General features: G+C 31.4%; 18 protein-coding genes and 1 tRNA gene. 10 read left to right on the top strand and 9 right to left on the bottom strand.

The features are described 5' to 3' along the window. Positions 1–4: 4 nt before the first annotated feature. The 6 genes from LBP67_01140 to LBP67_01115 form a co-directional block, all read right to left on the bottom strand. Positions 5–1,042, bottom strand: a complete 1,038-nt coding sequence (locus LBP67_01140; protein ID MDR2083585.1) for a hypothetical protein — start codon at positions 1,040–1,042, stop codon at positions 5–7. Between the two features lie 447 nt (positions 1,043–1,489). After that, positions 1,490–2,758, bottom strand: a complete 1,269-nt coding sequence (locus LBP67_01135) for an ImmA/IrrE family metallo-endopeptidase (GenBank protein ID MDR2083584.1) — start codon at positions 2,756–2,758, stop codon at positions 1,490–1,492. Between the two features lie 275 nt (positions 2,759–3,033). After that, the gene (locus LBP67_01130) at positions 3,034–3,240 is read right to left on the bottom strand and encodes a hypothetical protein (GenBank protein ID MDR2083583.1); all 207 of its coding nucleotides are present in this window, start codon (positions 3,238–3,240) and stop codon (positions 3,034–3,036) included. Between the two features lie 38 nt (positions 3,241–3,278). Further along, the gene (locus tag LBP67_01125) at positions 3,279–3,635 is read right to left on the bottom strand and encodes a phage integrase SAM-like domain-containing protein (protein ID MDR2083582.1); all 357 of its coding nucleotides are present in this window, start codon (positions 3,633–3,635) and stop codon (positions 3,279–3,281) included. Continuing rightward, complete coding sequence (locus LBP67_01120) at positions 3,521–3,763, bottom strand: hypothetical protein (GenBank protein MDR2083581.1); 243 nt, start codon at positions 3,761–3,763, stop codon at positions 3,521–3,523. The genes LBP67_01125 and LBP67_01120 overlap by 115 nt, the downstream gene beginning before the upstream one ends. Positions 3,764–3,865: 102 nt before the next feature. Beyond that, positions 3,866–3,938: transfer RNA gene (locus LBP67_01115), tRNA-Phe, on the bottom strand. Between the two features lie 194 nt (positions 3,939–4,132). Here LBP67_01115 and LBP67_01110 point away from each other — a divergent pair. Continuing rightward, positions 4,133–5,275, top strand: a complete 1,143-nt coding sequence (locus LBP67_01110) for an acyloxyacyl hydrolase (GenBank protein ID MDR2083580.1) — start codon at positions 4,133–4,135, stop codon at positions 5,273–5,275. A 31-nt stretch (positions 5,276–5,306) separates the two neighbouring features. Here LBP67_01110 and LBP67_01105 read toward each other — a convergent pair whose 3' ends face one another. Further along, positions 5,307–6,209, bottom strand: a complete 903-nt coding sequence (locus LBP67_01105) for a YitT family protein (GenBank protein MDR2083579.1) — start codon at positions 6,207–6,209, stop codon at positions 5,307–5,309. Positions 6,210–6,418: 209 nt separating this feature from the next. On the opposite strand from LBP67_01105, the gene LBP67_01100 reads away from it, so the two are divergent. The 7 genes from LBP67_01100 to pnuC all read left to right on the top strand — a co-directional run bounded on the left by LBP67_01100 (position 6,419) and on the right by pnuC (position 11,562). Then, positions 6,419–7,306 carry a radical SAM protein gene (locus LBP67_01100; GenBank protein MDR2083578.1) on the top strand — a complete coding sequence of 296 codons (888 nt, stop codon included), beginning with the start codon at positions 6,419–6,421 and terminating at the stop codon, positions 7,304–7,306. Positions 7,307–7,359: 53 nt separating this feature from the next. After that, positions 7,360–7,776: a secondary thiamine-phosphate synthase enzyme YjbQ gene (locus LBP67_01095; protein ID MDR2083577.1), complete on the top strand. Its 417-nt coding sequence runs from the start codon at positions 7,360–7,362 to the stop codon at positions 7,774–7,776. Positions 7,777–7,958: 182 nt separating this feature from the next. After that, positions 7,959–8,276, top strand: a complete 318-nt coding sequence (locus LBP67_01090; GenBank protein ID MDR2083576.1) for an RNA-binding protein — start codon at positions 7,959–7,961, stop codon at positions 8,274–8,276. A 347-nt stretch (positions 8,277–8,623) separates the two neighbouring features. Further along, on the top strand, positions 8,624–9,748 hold the full coding sequence (locus tag LBP67_01085; GenBank protein MDR2083575.1) for a DEAD/DEAH box helicase: 1,125 nt from the start codon (positions 8,624–8,626) through the stop codon (positions 9,746–9,748). A 34-nt stretch (positions 9,749–9,782) separates the two neighbouring features. Continuing rightward, entirely contained in the window at positions 9,783–10,214 is a 432-nt protein-coding gene (locus LBP67_01080; protein ID MDR2083574.1) for a cold shock domain-containing protein, read from the top strand. Between the two features lie 279 nt (positions 10,215–10,493). After that, positions 10,494–10,838: an MmcQ/YjbR family DNA-binding protein gene (locus LBP67_01075; GenBank protein ID MDR2083573.1), complete on the top strand. Its 345-nt coding sequence runs from the start codon at positions 10,494–10,496 to the stop codon at positions 10,836–10,838. A 40-nt stretch (positions 10,839–10,878) separates the two neighbouring features. After that, positions 10,879–11,562: a nicotinamide riboside transporter PnuC gene (pnuC, locus tag LBP67_01070; protein ID MDR2083572.1), complete on the top strand. Its 684-nt coding sequence runs from the start codon at positions 10,879–10,881 to the stop codon at positions 11,560–11,562. 55 nt (positions 11,563–11,617) lie between these two features. Here pnuC and LBP67_01065 read toward each other — a convergent pair whose 3' ends face one another. Both LBP67_01065 and LBP67_01060 read right to left on the bottom strand, forming a co-directional pair. After that, complete coding sequence (locus LBP67_01065) at positions 11,618–12,007, bottom strand: thioesterase family protein (GenBank protein MDR2083571.1); 390 nt, start codon at positions 12,005–12,007, stop codon at positions 11,618–11,620. A gap of 85 nt (positions 12,008–12,092) precedes the next feature. Beyond that, on the bottom strand, positions 12,093–13,751 hold the full coding sequence (locus LBP67_01060) for an alpha-amylase family protein (protein MDR2083570.1): 1,659 nt from the start codon (positions 13,749–13,751) through the stop codon (positions 12,093–12,095). 278 nt (positions 13,752–14,029) lie between these two features. Between LBP67_01060 and LBP67_01055 the strand changes: the two genes are divergently transcribed. Together LBP67_01055 and LBP67_01050 are read left to right on the top strand one after the other, a co-directional pair. Continuing rightward, positions 14,030–14,674 carry a DUF1963 domain-containing protein gene (locus tag LBP67_01055; GenBank protein ID MDR2083569.1) on the top strand — a complete coding sequence of 215 codons (645 nt, stop codon included), beginning with the start codon at positions 14,030–14,032 and terminating at the stop codon, positions 14,672–14,674. A 6-nt stretch (positions 14,675–14,680) separates the two neighbouring features. Beyond that, on the top strand, positions 14,681–15,169 hold the full coding sequence (locus LBP67_01050; GenBank protein ID MDR2083568.1) for a GNAT family N-acetyltransferase: 489 nt from the start codon (positions 14,681–14,683) through the stop codon (positions 15,167–15,169). Positions 15,170–15,194: the final 25 nt, after the last annotated feature.

The following is a 15,194-nucleotide window of genomic DNA, read 5'->3' as shown; positions in this document are numbered from 1 at the left end:
ACTGTTAATTATTGAAATTGACTGTAACCGTAGAAATTTTTACTGTGCCACTTGTGGAGGTAAAATAAGCAATAGAACTATTATAATATTTGCCAGATTGCTCTAACCCTATTGTTCTTTTCCATACAGGAGATGGTGTAGTGTATTTGTCTTTTTTTGTTAAATACCCCGCATTAGCAATATAATAATTTACTTTTATATCAGTAATTATTGTTCGTTTAGAAATAAAATATATACCTAATGTTTTATGTTTTGGTTTAAATAACACTCCACCTGAAAAAAGATATTTTCCATAATATGGTGAAGTTGTCTGATAACAAAAAACCATTGCCATGTCAGCAGTTACTTCCAACTTATCCTTTCTGTTAGTAGAAAAATTTTCGGCATAAACCGTCCATCCAAGATTACCTGCTTCGATATTGTTATAATTTACATGAAAACATGGATAATATGTAAAAAAAGTTGAAGTTTCAATATTTTCTAAATCTTGTTCTCTCAAGTTAACTAAATTAGTTAAGTTTTCAATAGATGAATATACAATACCTTTATCAAAAATTTTGTAAAGTACACTATCGCCAATTTGACAAATTTGATTTACTCCAACAACATAACGCCATGGGTTATTACCTAATTTTGGATTAAAATGATATTCCCCATCTTTTTGAATTAACTCTAAATAATTAGTATATTGATTTACATACCCATATATAATATTAAACATCGTCACAGAGTCTGGAATTCTAGATGTACTTTCTAGATTATTAATAATTGAATAGTATAATTCTTCAGATGCACGTCCAAAAGATATAACTCCGATTGAATCTTCATAAGCAATTAAGTCTTCAATATCAAGAGATATAATTTTTTCAAGTTCTTGAGCAATTTGATCGTAATCTGTAAAATACCTTGTTGAACTATTAGCCTCAATTTCATTTGTTTTTAAAAACATAAAAGAGTCATTTGTATACTCTTCATTTATAGTATTGTTATCTTCACATGCTGAGAATGCAAATAGAGTACTAAGACAAACTGATATTGTCATTGTCTTTATGAAATTTTTCATCTTATATGTGCAATTACCTATATACATTGCGAGGTTTTTAATTAATGTTTGTTCTTGACTGCCTCGTCTGTTAAAAAATAACCTTGCAAAGTTAAATAAATTTAAATATTATACAAGAAGTCTTCTTGGTATTTTAAATTAGTTGTATTACTTTGCATTAGATATCAATAAATAATTATTGTAATAAAAAACCCCAATTTCGGGGGTTAATTTTAAAAGATTCTACAATAAAATCCAATCTATCCAAATAAATATTGATTTTGTAGTGACAAGAATTTCGAGGTATATTAAAAAGGAAGTTCTTGTAAAATTACGTCATTGTAAGAATATTACTAAAAATATGTAGTATATAGCGTTTCTTCAATAAAAAAGCTAATTGTTAGTTTAACTATGATTTTTACTCATCAAATAGTATTTGTATATAAATTATTTCCCAAAATATTTTTTTAGTAGCGTTTTAAGCGAATAATCTGTTTCATCTTCTAATAAGTTTAATTTTATTAGTCTAATTTTTATTGCTTCAATTGAGACTTGAAACGAATTACTTAAAATACCTAATATTTCATATACTTCTTTTTGATTTACAGGTTGATTATCCAGGTAAAGACATCTTCTATGTATTCTATACTCATCAAACAAGGTATTTATTGCAACCTTTAATAGTTTTTCTGGAAGCAAAAGATAGCTCGCAAACAAATTTGCTTGTATTTCTAATTTTTCAAAATTTCTTTTTGCATCACTATATCTTAATGCTAAAGATAAATCATCATCTTCTTTTTCATTTAGCCAATCTTTCAATAAATTATAATGTAAGATTAAATGTCCTATTTCGTGAGCTAAAGTGAAACGCCATCTATTATTATCAATTCTAGCATTTTTAGATATCTTTATACATAATGGATTGAATTCTATTTTACCAAGATAATTTTCTTCTTCCAAAGTATCATACTTAAATGTTACATTATAAAGTGGTTCCAGAAAGGACGTTAATTTATCAAAATTTAATGCATAATCATTATATAAATTATAATTATATAACTTATTTACGATACTGTTTAATTTATCATGGGATATATATGGAATTTTTATTAAATCTTTGCCGTTTATAAACCTGTCAATGACAGAAAGTTCTATTAATAAATCAGCAATACTCATAAGTTTATTAAAATTTAAAGTTGCAACAAAAGAATTTTGATTACAGAACTCATCTGTAAATTCCTTTTCCTCTTCATTTAAAATATCATTTATATTTTGTGAATTATCCTTTCTATAGTTTATCCACTGAATTTCATCAGAAGAATTAATTCTTGCAAGTCCAATGTTTTCCGATTTTGCAAAATCATATGCAGATTTCTGAAAAGTATTTGTTGATATTACGATTCCTTTTGTATTATGTTCTCCGATTTGGCTTAACTTTTTACTAAATTCTTCAATATCGCTCACTTCTACCTTTCGTCCCAAGTTTTTACATTCAATTACAATTAGGATAGAGTATTTATCTGCATTGGGAAGAGTTGTTTCTATTGTAACATCAAAAATAATGTCACCTTTTCTTTTCGAACTATAATATCCTTTTTTCTTAAAAACTTTACTTTGCTTTTTTGGTGCAATGAAATTATCTTCATCCAATAACTTTAAAATTAAATCATAAACTTGATTTTCTAATCTATCCCCTTTTTTATTTGAAGATTCCATCTTTTTTCAATTTTATTTTTTATGTTTCTCCTGTTAATAATTATAGTTTAAATAATATGTGCAAAAATACCAATTAATCTAAAAAAGAATACAATTAGTAATAAATTGTCAATAACTTTTTAATTGTATTTATCTTACAAACAAAAAGCCCCAAAACGGGGCTAATTTCAAAAATAATAAAACATTTTCAATTTACTAAAAATAACATCAATTTTTGGCTGACGCATTTTTTACAAGGGTATTAAAAACAATAATTTTATAAATTACGTCAGGAGTTAATTAATCTTCTTATTCAACATCCAACCTTTTTTATTCTCTTTATTGTCAACTTTAGCATCAAAATAAAGAGTAATCTTTGAAGCGATGCCTCTACCGTCTATTGATAATCCAAAATCTGTATAAATTTTCTTCAAACCATTATTTATATCTAATGCGCTGTACCATGTATTTTCGGAAAATGCATTGTTAACGGCTGTAACCACTCCTTTACTTCTGTTTTTTGTGTCAGGTTTTTTAATTGCTATTGCTCTTCATAAGATTTAAGCCAAGTAATATCAATATTAGAAAAGTATATATCCAAATGCCCATTAAATTTCATTAGTGAGTTATATACTTCTAAATGAGATAAAGAATAACCTGTTCTTTTTTGCATTTTAAGTAATTTGATTTGTGAAAGAAATAAGTCTCCAACTGTTTTTGATTGTATTGGACTATTAATTTTATCAATAAGAGATTTCGCCGTAAATTCTTTATTTTCGGCTTTTAAATCAAGAACCTGTTCCCGACAATCTGCAATTTTTGCGGAAATAATACGCTCAATCTGATTCTTGTTAGGACAATTCCGCTTAGGTTTGTTTTTCTGAAAATCCCAATAAATGGGATTAGTAGAGATTCCGATGCTAGAATATTTGCGTTTACCGTCTTTTGTAATTTAAGCATCAAGGGTGATTCGCTGTTTGCCAGCACTTTAGATTTGTAGCAAATAACATCAATTGTTACATTCATGGTTTACATCCTGGTTTACACAACCTGTCTAAAACCGTGTAAAATCAACAATAAACTAAACAAAAAAGAGAGCTACATTTTTGTAACTCTCTTTTAATTATGTGGCATCGGTTGGAATTGAACCAACGACACAAGGATTTTCAGTCCTCTGCTCTACCAACTGAGCTACGACGCCATCCTTTTCTTTTTTAAGACTGCAAAGATAATACTTTTTTTTATTTGCAAAAGATTTTGAGAAAAATATTTTCTTTTATCCTAATAGATATATAATTAGCAATTGAGAATTATATTAACTATCCAAAAAATACTAATTATTGATTATTAATTGTTATTTCTTGACTATTTTTGCGTCTTAAAATTTTATTGATATTGAATAGATTTAAATTATTATGCGCTATATTTCTTTTTGTCTTTTGTATTCTAAACAATAATCTGGATGCTCAGGACAAATGGAAATCCAAAGATTTTTATATTGAACCGGCGATAAGCTACGGAAGATTGATAGGCACGGAAGAAGATGCATCAAATCTGATTCATTACTCGGGTTATAATGTTGCGATAAGTTTCGGAAAACAAACAACCGGAGAAAAAGATTGGGAAAAGTATTTCAATTGTCCGGATTACGGAGTAACTCTTAAATTCGGAACTTCGGATTTTGAACTTTATCAGCATCGATTCGCTTTATTCGGATATATTAACGGAAGATTTTTACAGCAAGAGAAATTCGGACTTATTTACAAAATGGGATTCGGATTATCATATTGGACAAATGTTTTCGATGAAATAACAAATCCGGGTAATATTTACATAGGTACGGCGCTAAATTGTCATATTCACATTGAACTCGGGTCGTATTTTAAAGTGTCACCCAATTCGGATATAACATGTGCGATTGTTTTATCGCATTCGTCAAACGGTGCGGTTAAATTACCGAATAGAGGTGCTAACGGCGCTTCCTTACAAGTAGGATATAGATATCATTTAAACGGAAGAAAGGAGATTAATAGAGAATTTGATATTAAGCAGATATTCTATCCGAAAAATTCTTTTTACGTAAATATTGGGCCCGGATTTTTAGAATCAAGAAAAGGCGGTGTTGTGGATACATATTTCGCAAGTACGTTACAAATAGGTTATGCCAGAATGTTTCACCCGAAATGCCGTTATGGAGCGGGAATAGATCTTATGTATAGTTTCGAAATCCCAATGATGCTCCCGGAAGAAGAGCGTGAAGCCTGGAAAGGTTTTAATACGGCTGCATTTGTTTCATTTGATATTTTATATAACAGGTTTGTCGTTCATTTTGCATTTGCTTTATATACTTACAAAAATTTCGACTATTTTCTTCCGTATTACGAAAGAATAGGAGTAAAATATCAATTCGGCAAAGAAAGAAACCACTCTGCCGGTGTATGTATGAAAGTACACTTCGGCTCTATTGATTATATTGAATGGACTTACGGATTTCAATTTCTGAATTGGAATGATAAGAAAGGTAAAAGATTGAGATGATAATTCTCAATCTTAAACTTTTAAGCCGTTCTCAATTATTATTGTCAATTGATTTAAAGCCGTTTCCGATTATTTCGTGGGCATCCAGGATTGTTACAAAAGCCTGAGGATCTACTTTGAAAACACTTTCTTGTAAGTAGGGGAGGAAACGACGGTTTACCACGGTAAAAATAATCTTTTTCTCTTGCTCCGTATAAAGTCCTTTTGCATAAATTGCTGTTCCGCCCTTGCTCAAATCATTTATGATGAGATTTCTTATTTCATCGTATTTATCCGAAATAATATATACAGTTTTATCGTCGCTGAAACCCTTCATTACCATATCAATAACTCTTCCCATAATAAAAATGGTAGTCCAGGAATATAAGGGTATTTTCCAATCATTAAAAGCGAGAAAACCGAGTATTACAATACAAGAATCTATAATCATGAGTTGTTGTCCTAAAGGAATTTTTGTGTATTTTGATAATATGGAAGCAATTACGTCGGTACCTCCGCTCGAAGCTTTGGCTTTGAAGATTAATCCGATGCCTATTCCCAAAACAACTCCGCCGAATGCGCTGGCAAGAATGACATCATTACCCAATTGCAGCGGATCGTCGCCGAAAAGCCATGTTACTCCATCGGTAAAAAATGCCGTTAAACAAAATCCGACAATTGTCTTTACTCCGAAACGGGAACCTAATAATTTCATTCCCAGTAAGGTTAGCGGTAAGTTAAAACACAAAGCCGCCATACCTACGGGAAATCCGAATTTATAATGTAAAACAATTGAAATACCGTAAATTCCTCCTGGAGTTATTTTATACGGTGTCATAAAACATGCATATCCTATTGCTAAAATAAGAGTTCCGGCAACAAGAAGAGCGTATGATTTCAACCAATTTTTAGAAAAAGGTTTATCCGACTGAAAAACAGATACTTGTTTTTTCATTATATTTGAATTTTAAAATCTGCAAAGATAGATTATTAATTGATAATTAAGAGTTGAAAATCGTTTATTTTGAAAGCATATAATTTAGATACCGAAAACAATTTTACTCTATTGAAACTTGTGTATAAGCGAGATTGCGGAATATTCATAATTGATATTTCAAATCTTCAAATTATTAGCAATTGTCAATTTAATCTTATCTTTGCAACATGCAAACGGTACCTGCAAAAAAGATTGTTTCGTCATACACCGAGAAAGGTTGGTTCGGGGCTAATTTCAATATGAATATTTATAGAGGATGTTGCCATGGTTGCATATATTGTGACAGCAGAAGCGAGTGTTATAATATTCCCGATTTCGATACTGTGAAAGCTAAAGAAAACGCACTTGTAATTATTGAAAATGAATTAAAGTCGAAAAGAAGAAAAGGAATTATTATGACGGGCGCCATGAGTGATCCGTACAATCCTTTCGAAAAGAAAGAAGAACTTACCCGCAGTGCATTGCATCTTATCAATAAATATAATTTCGGAATAAATATACTTACTAAATCCGATCTTGTTACCCGTGATGCCGATATTCTAAATGCAATTCAAGAACATAATCCGGCCGTTGTTAATTTTACTGTTACAACCGCCGATGATGAAATATGTAAAAAGGTAGAACCAAATGTTTGTTCAACATCGGAAAGATTAAAAGCTTTGGAGTATTTATCGAAAGAAAATATTTCTTGCGGAATCGGGCTAATGCCTGTTCTTCCTTTTATTAATGATAACATAAAAAATATCTCGCAAATAGTTGAGTTGGCAGCCGGTGCCGGAGCAAAATGGATATTCTCTTATCCTACTCTTGCGGTTTCACTAAGGCAAAATCAAAGGAAATATTTTTATGATAGATTAGATGAAAAGTTTCCGGGCATCAAGGAGAAATACATAAAAACTTACGGTTCGAGTTACTGGTGCGCATCTCCTGATAGTGATTATCTTTGGAATGAACTTAAATCTTTATGTAAAAAATATAATTTGCTTTATAGGCATAATGAAATTGAGGATGCAATTCGGAATGATAATAAAATGCGGCAGATAAAGCTGTTTTGAGATCTGAAAATTGAAGAAAAAAATCAAAATAATTAAACTTTAATTAATATATTATGAAATCGTATCGCAAAGAACTTTATTTTAATATTCCTGCTCGAAGAGGATTGGTTAACATTACGGCCGAAGTGCAGAAAACAATTGATGAGTCGGGTATTAATGAAGGATTGGTATTAATTAATGCGATGCATATTACTGCCAGTGTTTTTATTAATGATGATGAAAGCGGTTTGCATCATGATTATGAAGTTTGGTTGGAAAAGCTTGCTCCTGAAAAGCCTTACAATCAATATCGTCATAACGGTTTTGAAGATAATGCCGATGCTCATCTTAAACGAACGGTAATGGGAAGAGAAACAGTTGTTGCAATTACCGGCGGCAGACTGGATTTCGGTCCTTGGGAGCAAATCTTCTATTTCGAGTTCGACGGAAAAAGAAGAAAACGGGCATTGATTAAGATTATCGGAGAATGATATTTCTCTATATTTGAATAAACCGAAAATAAAAATTATCCGTTATCAATTATTTATATTATCTTTGCAGCTGAAATTGAGTTCGAATTTTTATAGTATAGCTCTTCATTTTTTAATATGGTAGTCTCTCCTTTTAATTTTTCCACCTCAATCAAACTTAGTATTTATTTTAAAAAAAATTAATGAACATTTACATTTCAGGTTTAAGTTATGCTATTAATGATAACGACTTAAACGAACTATTTTCAGAGTATGGAGAAATTTCTTCAGCAAAAGTAATAACAGACAGAGAAACAGGCAGATCAAGAGGATTTGGTTTTGTTGAAATGCCGAATGAGGCTGAAGGAAAAAAGGCTATTGATGAACTCAATGGAGCTACATATGACAATAAAGTCATTTCGGTTAATGTTGCTCGTCCGAGAGAAGAACAATCATCTTTCAGAGGAAGACGCGACAATAATAGAGATAACAGAGGAAATAACAATCCTAGACGTTATTAATACTTTGAATATTTAATAAAAAAGGCGTTCTAAATGCTGAATGGTTTTTAGAACACCTCTTTTTTATAAAAAATAGTGTCGGAACAGCTTTATCAGTACATTCAATCATAAATTTAATTTCCATTAATAGTCTTTTTCAAAAAAATATTACAAACGAATTCCTTCCTTTAGTATTTATTCTCTTAATATTATTTAAAAGTTTAAACTTTTTGTTGTTTCATATTGAAACAATAAAAAGTAGGTTTTTATATTCGAATTATCTTATATTGTAATTATTAATATAAAGAGAACTGTTTTTGAAATGGATTTTACAGAATTGTAACCGAATAAGCAATTAATAAAGAATTATGACATTTAAAGAGTTAAATATAATTCCGCAAATATTAAAAGCGGTTGAAGATCAGGGTTATGAAAAACCTACTGAAATACAAGAGAAAGCGATACCAGTAGTGCTTTCAGGAAGAGATATCATTGGATGTGCGCAAACAGGAACAGGAAAAACCGCATCGTTTGCAATACCGATTATCCAATTATTGCAACTGGAAAAGATTCAGAAAGAGTCTCGTAAAATTAAAGCCTTAATACTAACCCCAACCAGAGAACTTGCCTTGCAGATAAGCGACTGTATTAATGATTATGCAAAATACACCGGAGTCAGACACGGAGTGATATTCGGCGGAGTACGGCAGGAACCTCAGAATAAAATGTTGAAAAAAGGTATTGATATACTTATAGCAACTCCGGGGCGCTTACTTGACTTAATGAATCAGGGTTATGTAAAATTAAATAATATACGTTATTTGGTATTGGATGAAGCGGATCGAATGCTTGATATGGGTTTCATTAATGATATTAAACGCATTATATTAAAAGTTCCTGAAAACAGACAAACTTTATTGTTCTCAGCTACGATGCCTTCATCAATTATTTCATTAACAGGTAAGATATTAAAAAATCCTGTGAGAGTTAATATTTCAACACAAGAAACTACCACGGAGAAAATCAAACAATTAATATATTATGTAGAGAAAAAAGACAAAAATAATCTATTGATTTCTATTCTCAAAGAAGAAAAGAATCAATCAGTATTAGTTTTTTCACGCACAAAGCATAATGCCAACAATATTGTACGAAAACTTATAAAAGCAGGCATAGAGAGCGAGGCTCTACATGGAAACAAAAGTCAAACTTCCCGTCAAACAGCATTATCCAATTTCAAGTCGGGAAAAACACGAGTAATTGTGGCAACAGACATAGCGTCACGCGGGATTGACATCAATGAATTACCTTTAGTAATTAATTTCGACTTGCCGGAAGTGCCCGAAACATACGTGCATCGAATAGGACGTACCGGAAGAGCAGGGCATTCGGGCCGAGCATTATCTTTTTGCTCACAAGAGGAAAGAAAATTGGTTAACGGCATACAAAAACTTATTGGAATAGAAATAAATTCCGCAATGACAATAGCGTAAGAATAATATTCATAATTAACTTAAAATCATATATATGGCAATATCATTTAATAAAAGAGAAAACGAAAAGAAAAAACAGCAGAAGAAATTAGATAAACAGAAAAGGAAAGAAGAAAGAAAATCAACGGGAAAGTCGGGTTTTGATGATATGATTGCTTATGTTGATGAACACGGAAATATTACATCAGTTCCACCCGATATGCAAAACAAGGAAGTTATTGAACAGGAAGATATTATTATTTCTGTTCCGAAAAAAGAAAAAGAAGAAACACTTGTTTTAAAAGGCCGTGTAGAACACTTCAATGAATCGAAAGGATATGGATTTATCAAAGACTTAGCAAGCACGGAAAAATATTTCTTTCATGTTAGTAATGCACCGGAAAATATTCTTGAAGGAAATGTTGTTACTTTCACGTTAGAAAAAGGCACTAAGGGTATGAATGCCGTAAATATTGTTTTGATCTAAAACTGAAAAATAACTTGGGCTTGAATCTTAAATTCCGATAGATAATTATATAGTTTCAGAAACTTGTTTTTACAAGGCGGATTGAACGGATGAATTTAGATTCTGCGGATTTATTTAAGTTTTTAAAAACTTTGGATGAGGTACTGTTTATTAAAATACGGAAAACCCGAAAATATTTCGTTATTTTTATACTTTTAAAATAATAACAGGCTGTAAATATACCGGTTATCAAGTTGCCATATTATTAAATTATCACATCAAAAAGATTATCTTTGCATCATGAATATCGAAGAAATTAGAGAGTATTGTCTTTCGAAACCATTAACAGACGAAGCAATGCCTTTTGATGATGATACTCTTGTTTTTAGAGTAGGAAATAAAATATTTGCAATGCTTGCATTGGAGAAACCTTTATTTAATTTAAAGTGTGATCCTGATTGGGCAATGGAGTTGCGCGAGCGTTATCATGAAATAACTCCCGGATACCATATGAATAAAAAACATTGGAATTCGGTTTCCTTGTCGGGAAGTCTTTCCAATGATCTGATAAAAGAACTAATAGATCATTCTTATGATTTGGTTTACAAGTCATTACCGAAAAGCATAAAAGATAATAAACTTTAGAATTAGACAAAATAGTATGACTAAAGAAAAAAATATTTTTATGAAAGCAATCAAATTCTTCACTCCTTACGAATGGTTTTTGCTTATAAGTATTATCACATTAAATGTCATTGTTGCAATTATCACCGGTGAAGTTAAGTTATTATCTATTATTGCTGCAGTATCCGGAGTCTTATGCGTAGTTTTAGTTGCTAAAAAACATATTTCCAATTATGTTTTCGGATTAATACAGGTAAGTTTGTATGCATACCTTTCTTGGGGCGTAGGTTATTGGGGCGAAGTTGCCTTGAATGCTTTGTATTATGTTCCCATGCAATTTATCGGTTTTGCTTTGTGGAGAAAAAGATTGAAGGAAGGAAGTAAAACCGAAGTAAAATCGCGGCGACTTAGCGACGAGCATAGAGTTATAATGTTTATAGCATCATTAGTACTGGTGCTTATCGGAGCGCAAATATTGGCATATTTTAATGACCCCGCACCATACCTTGACTCGTTAACTACAGTTCTTTCCGTAATAGCAATGTTATTGATGGTAAATACATATTCTGAACAGTGGTATTTGTGGATTGTTGTAAATGTTGCAACAATAACAATGTGGCTTATGGCATATTTCAGAGGTGAACCTAATGCTCTTGTGATAAGTACAATGTGGATTGTTTATTTGTTGAATTCTATAAACGGACTTGTTCAATGGAGCAAAGGAGTTAGAAAATCTAATCCGTAAAATTATGGATAATTTCTGGCTATTGCCATTTTGAATAACATCAAGACAGTAATTACTAAACCGTCAGTTTTGCAATAAATTTTTTCTTGTCGATTATAAATCTTTGATGCGAACCTTCTCCTATTTTTCCGTTGCTGTCGAATGCGATAATTTTGAAAGATATTTTTCTGCCGTTAATTTCCGTAAGTATTGCTGTTGCTGTTACAATATTGCCGATAGGAGTGGCTTTTTCGTGAGTAGTATTGATATTAATTCCGACAGTTGAGTAACCGTCGGGTAAATCATCCGCAACACATAACATTGCGGCATTCTCCATAAGGGCAACCATTGCAGGAGTGGCAAACACATCAATATCTCCCGAACCCATATAAGGCGATGATGCGACATTATCTTTATTTACAATTACTTTTGATGAAAATTCTTTCCCTATTTTAAAATTTTCCATAGAAATTAATTTTGATTATGCAAAGATAGGAAAAAGTATGAAAGAGTTTAAAACTCAGAATTCTAAATCAGAATCTCAAAACACCTTATTTAATTTCTGATTTCTGGTACCAATATCCGGGAATTTTGATATTAAGAATCTTTTCTTCAATTTGTAAGCCGAGAAAATCAAACACATGTGAATTTAATATAAGTTCAATTTCTATAGAACTTTCGTTAAAATTAACCACATAAATTACATGCCGGTTTTCATAAGTTTTAATAAATGCGTAACAGTTTAAATCGATAAGATGTTGATTGACCCACATAAGGTCATATAATTTTCCTTGCGAAATAACAATTTCCGAAACCGCTTCATTAAGAATCATCGAATATTTATTCCGAAGAGATATTTCCTTTTCTGTAAGCTTTTCTTCATCAAACCTGCCTTCATTATTCCATCTTCGCTGACAATCCATCGACCAATAATCGAAAATTGTTGTTCTGCCGTCATCACCGCTGAATCCGGAAATATCTTTGGCTTTTTCTCCCAGCTCTTGACAATTGTAAATCATGAAAGGTCCGTTATGTAAAAATGCCGAAACAATGCAAGCAGGCAAAGCTTTAAAAGGATCGCCGGAAAAGAAATTTGAAGCAATGCGTTGCTCATCATGATTTTCCATGAAACGAAGCATTTTATTATTAAAATCATTTGTTCTTTGCCAACTTTCGGTAATTTTATTGACTTTACTTTTTCCTGTAATTATATCCTTCAAACCATCATACATATCCACCTTATCATAAAGGAAATCGAACTTTGCTTCATTCAAGAATAAATCATATAAATTCCGTTTATAAATTTCCGCAATAAAAATCATTTCAGGATATTTCGATTTGATTTGATGTATCTGCCATTTCCAATACTGATACGGAACCATTTCGGCCATATCACATCTAAATCCGTCAACACCTTTCTCTGCCCAGAAATTTAAAATATCATTCATACACAGCCAAGTATTAGGAATCGGATCAAAAAATTCACTATTATACCTATAATCTATTCCGTAATTAAGTTTAACGGTTTCATACCAATCGTTAATTGAAGGTTTTGCCGAGAAACAATCGTTTCCCGTAGCTTTAGCCGGAAATTCGGAATATTCAGAAATTTCGTCGCGAGACATAAAATTTGTGAGTTTATCATAAGCTTCCTGTGGAACTTCAAAAACTTCGCCCGGTAAATAATAAAAATTATTATTTATTTCAAATATTTTTGAATTATCTTCATTGGCACCGAGAAGATGTCTTGTTTTGGAGATATAATTCTTGCCGTAATTTGGGGAAGTATTATAATTGCGTGCAACATGATTAGGTACAAAATCAATTATAACTTTAATATCATGCTTATGGATTCTTTCAACGAGTTCAACAAATTCATTCATCCTGTTATCAACATTAATTGCCAAGTCGGGATCAATATCAAAATAATCCGTGATTGCATACGGTGAGCCGGCTCTGCCTTTTACAATTAACGGATTGTCTTTCGTAATTTTATATTGCGAATAATCAGTTGTAGTTGCATGTCTTATAATACCTGTTAACCAAATACAATTAATTCCTAGTTTTTTCAATGACTCAATTGCAGTATCTTTAAATTCATTAAGTTTTCCGCAGCCGTTTTCTTCAATACCACCCCAAGGTTTATTGGTGTCGTTAATGTTGCTGAATAACCGTGGCAACAACTGATAGACGATGATTTTATTCTTCATTTTTTTTTGTAACAAATATTATTGAAGATATTCAAATAAATTAATAAAAAGTTTATATATTTGCAATGGAAATATATGGCAAATTTAACTATTAATATCTGAATATTTAAAGTTTATTTTAAGATGTAAAATTATTTATATGATCTTTATAAATAAAAGTATAATTATTTTCACTACATTTGCCACAAATTTGAGAAACATTTTTGTGGTGCGATGTATTTATATAACGATTATTTATTATTAAATCACATGTACTAAACCAAAACAAATGTTTAATTATGAATGAGATACTCATTACTTCAAACAAACCTGAAAATCCTATTGCAATAGGAAGAAGTAAAATGTGGGGACCTCCGGATTTACCAGAACACATTGATCATCCGATTGGAAATGACAGCGGAAATGTATTCCCGTTAAATTTTATTTGCCAAATTAATTGTAGGGATGTTGCTCCTTATGATACCGACAACAGGCTGCCGAAAACCGGATTCTTGTATTTCTTTGCGGATATTGATTATTATTTGGGCTATTATGATTGTCAGCCCGGCGGCGGAACAGGATTATGGCCGGAAAAATCTGCTAAAGTCTTTTATTTCGATGGGTCAGAAAAGGATTTAATTCCTCTAATGATTAATAAAGAGGATGTTGATTTCTTTATTGATGAGAGAGAATTGTCTTTTAGTTCATTCGACCAACCCGGAGAAGAAGGTCATAAATTGCTCGGAAAACCTTATCATATGCTTTACGAGAATTTTGAAAAACCTGTAAAAGGTTGGGAATTGCTTTTTCAGCTTGATTCGGATGAAGGTAATGATTTCGCCCTTAATTTTATGGACGTTGGTATTCTTTATTTTCTTATTGATGAAAAAGATTTGAAAAATAAGAATTTTGCCAATGCACGCGCATATATGGTCAGCAGTTAGGTTTTTATGATAGAACAAGATTTAAAGATAAGATTTGCAACTATTAATGATACTGCATTAATTCTAAAGTTTATAAAAGGCATTGCCGAATATGAAAAGTTGCTTAATGAAGTTGTTGCAACAGAAGAAATATTAAAAGAATCTCTATTTCAAAAGAAACAAGCAGAAGTTATAATTGCCGAATGGAACAATATTCCTGTCGGGTTTGCTCTGTTTTTTCATAATTTCTCTACTTTTACAGGTAAAGCAGGATTGTATTTAGAAGATCTTTTTGTATGGCCGGAATACCGCGGAAAAGGTTTTGGAAAAGCTTTACTTGTGGAACTTGCAAAAATAGCAAAGGAAAGAAATTGCCCTCGTTACGAATGGATTTGTCTGGATTGGAATAAACCAAGCATTGATTTTTATTTATCTATGGGCGCGAAGCCGATGAATGAATGGACAGTCTATCGCTTGGAAGGCGATAATCTTAGTAAGGTTGCGGAACAGAAATAAAATTTTCATGATGAGGAAGTTCGGA

Source organism: Bacteroidales bacterium (assembly GCA_031276035.1).
In the GTDB taxonomy this organism is placed as follows: domain Bacteria; phylum Bacteroidota; class Bacteroidia; order Bacteroidales; family BM520; genus RGIG7150.
Note: the sequence above shows the minus strand (reverse complement) of the source record. Positions and strands in the feature narration are given on the sequence as shown.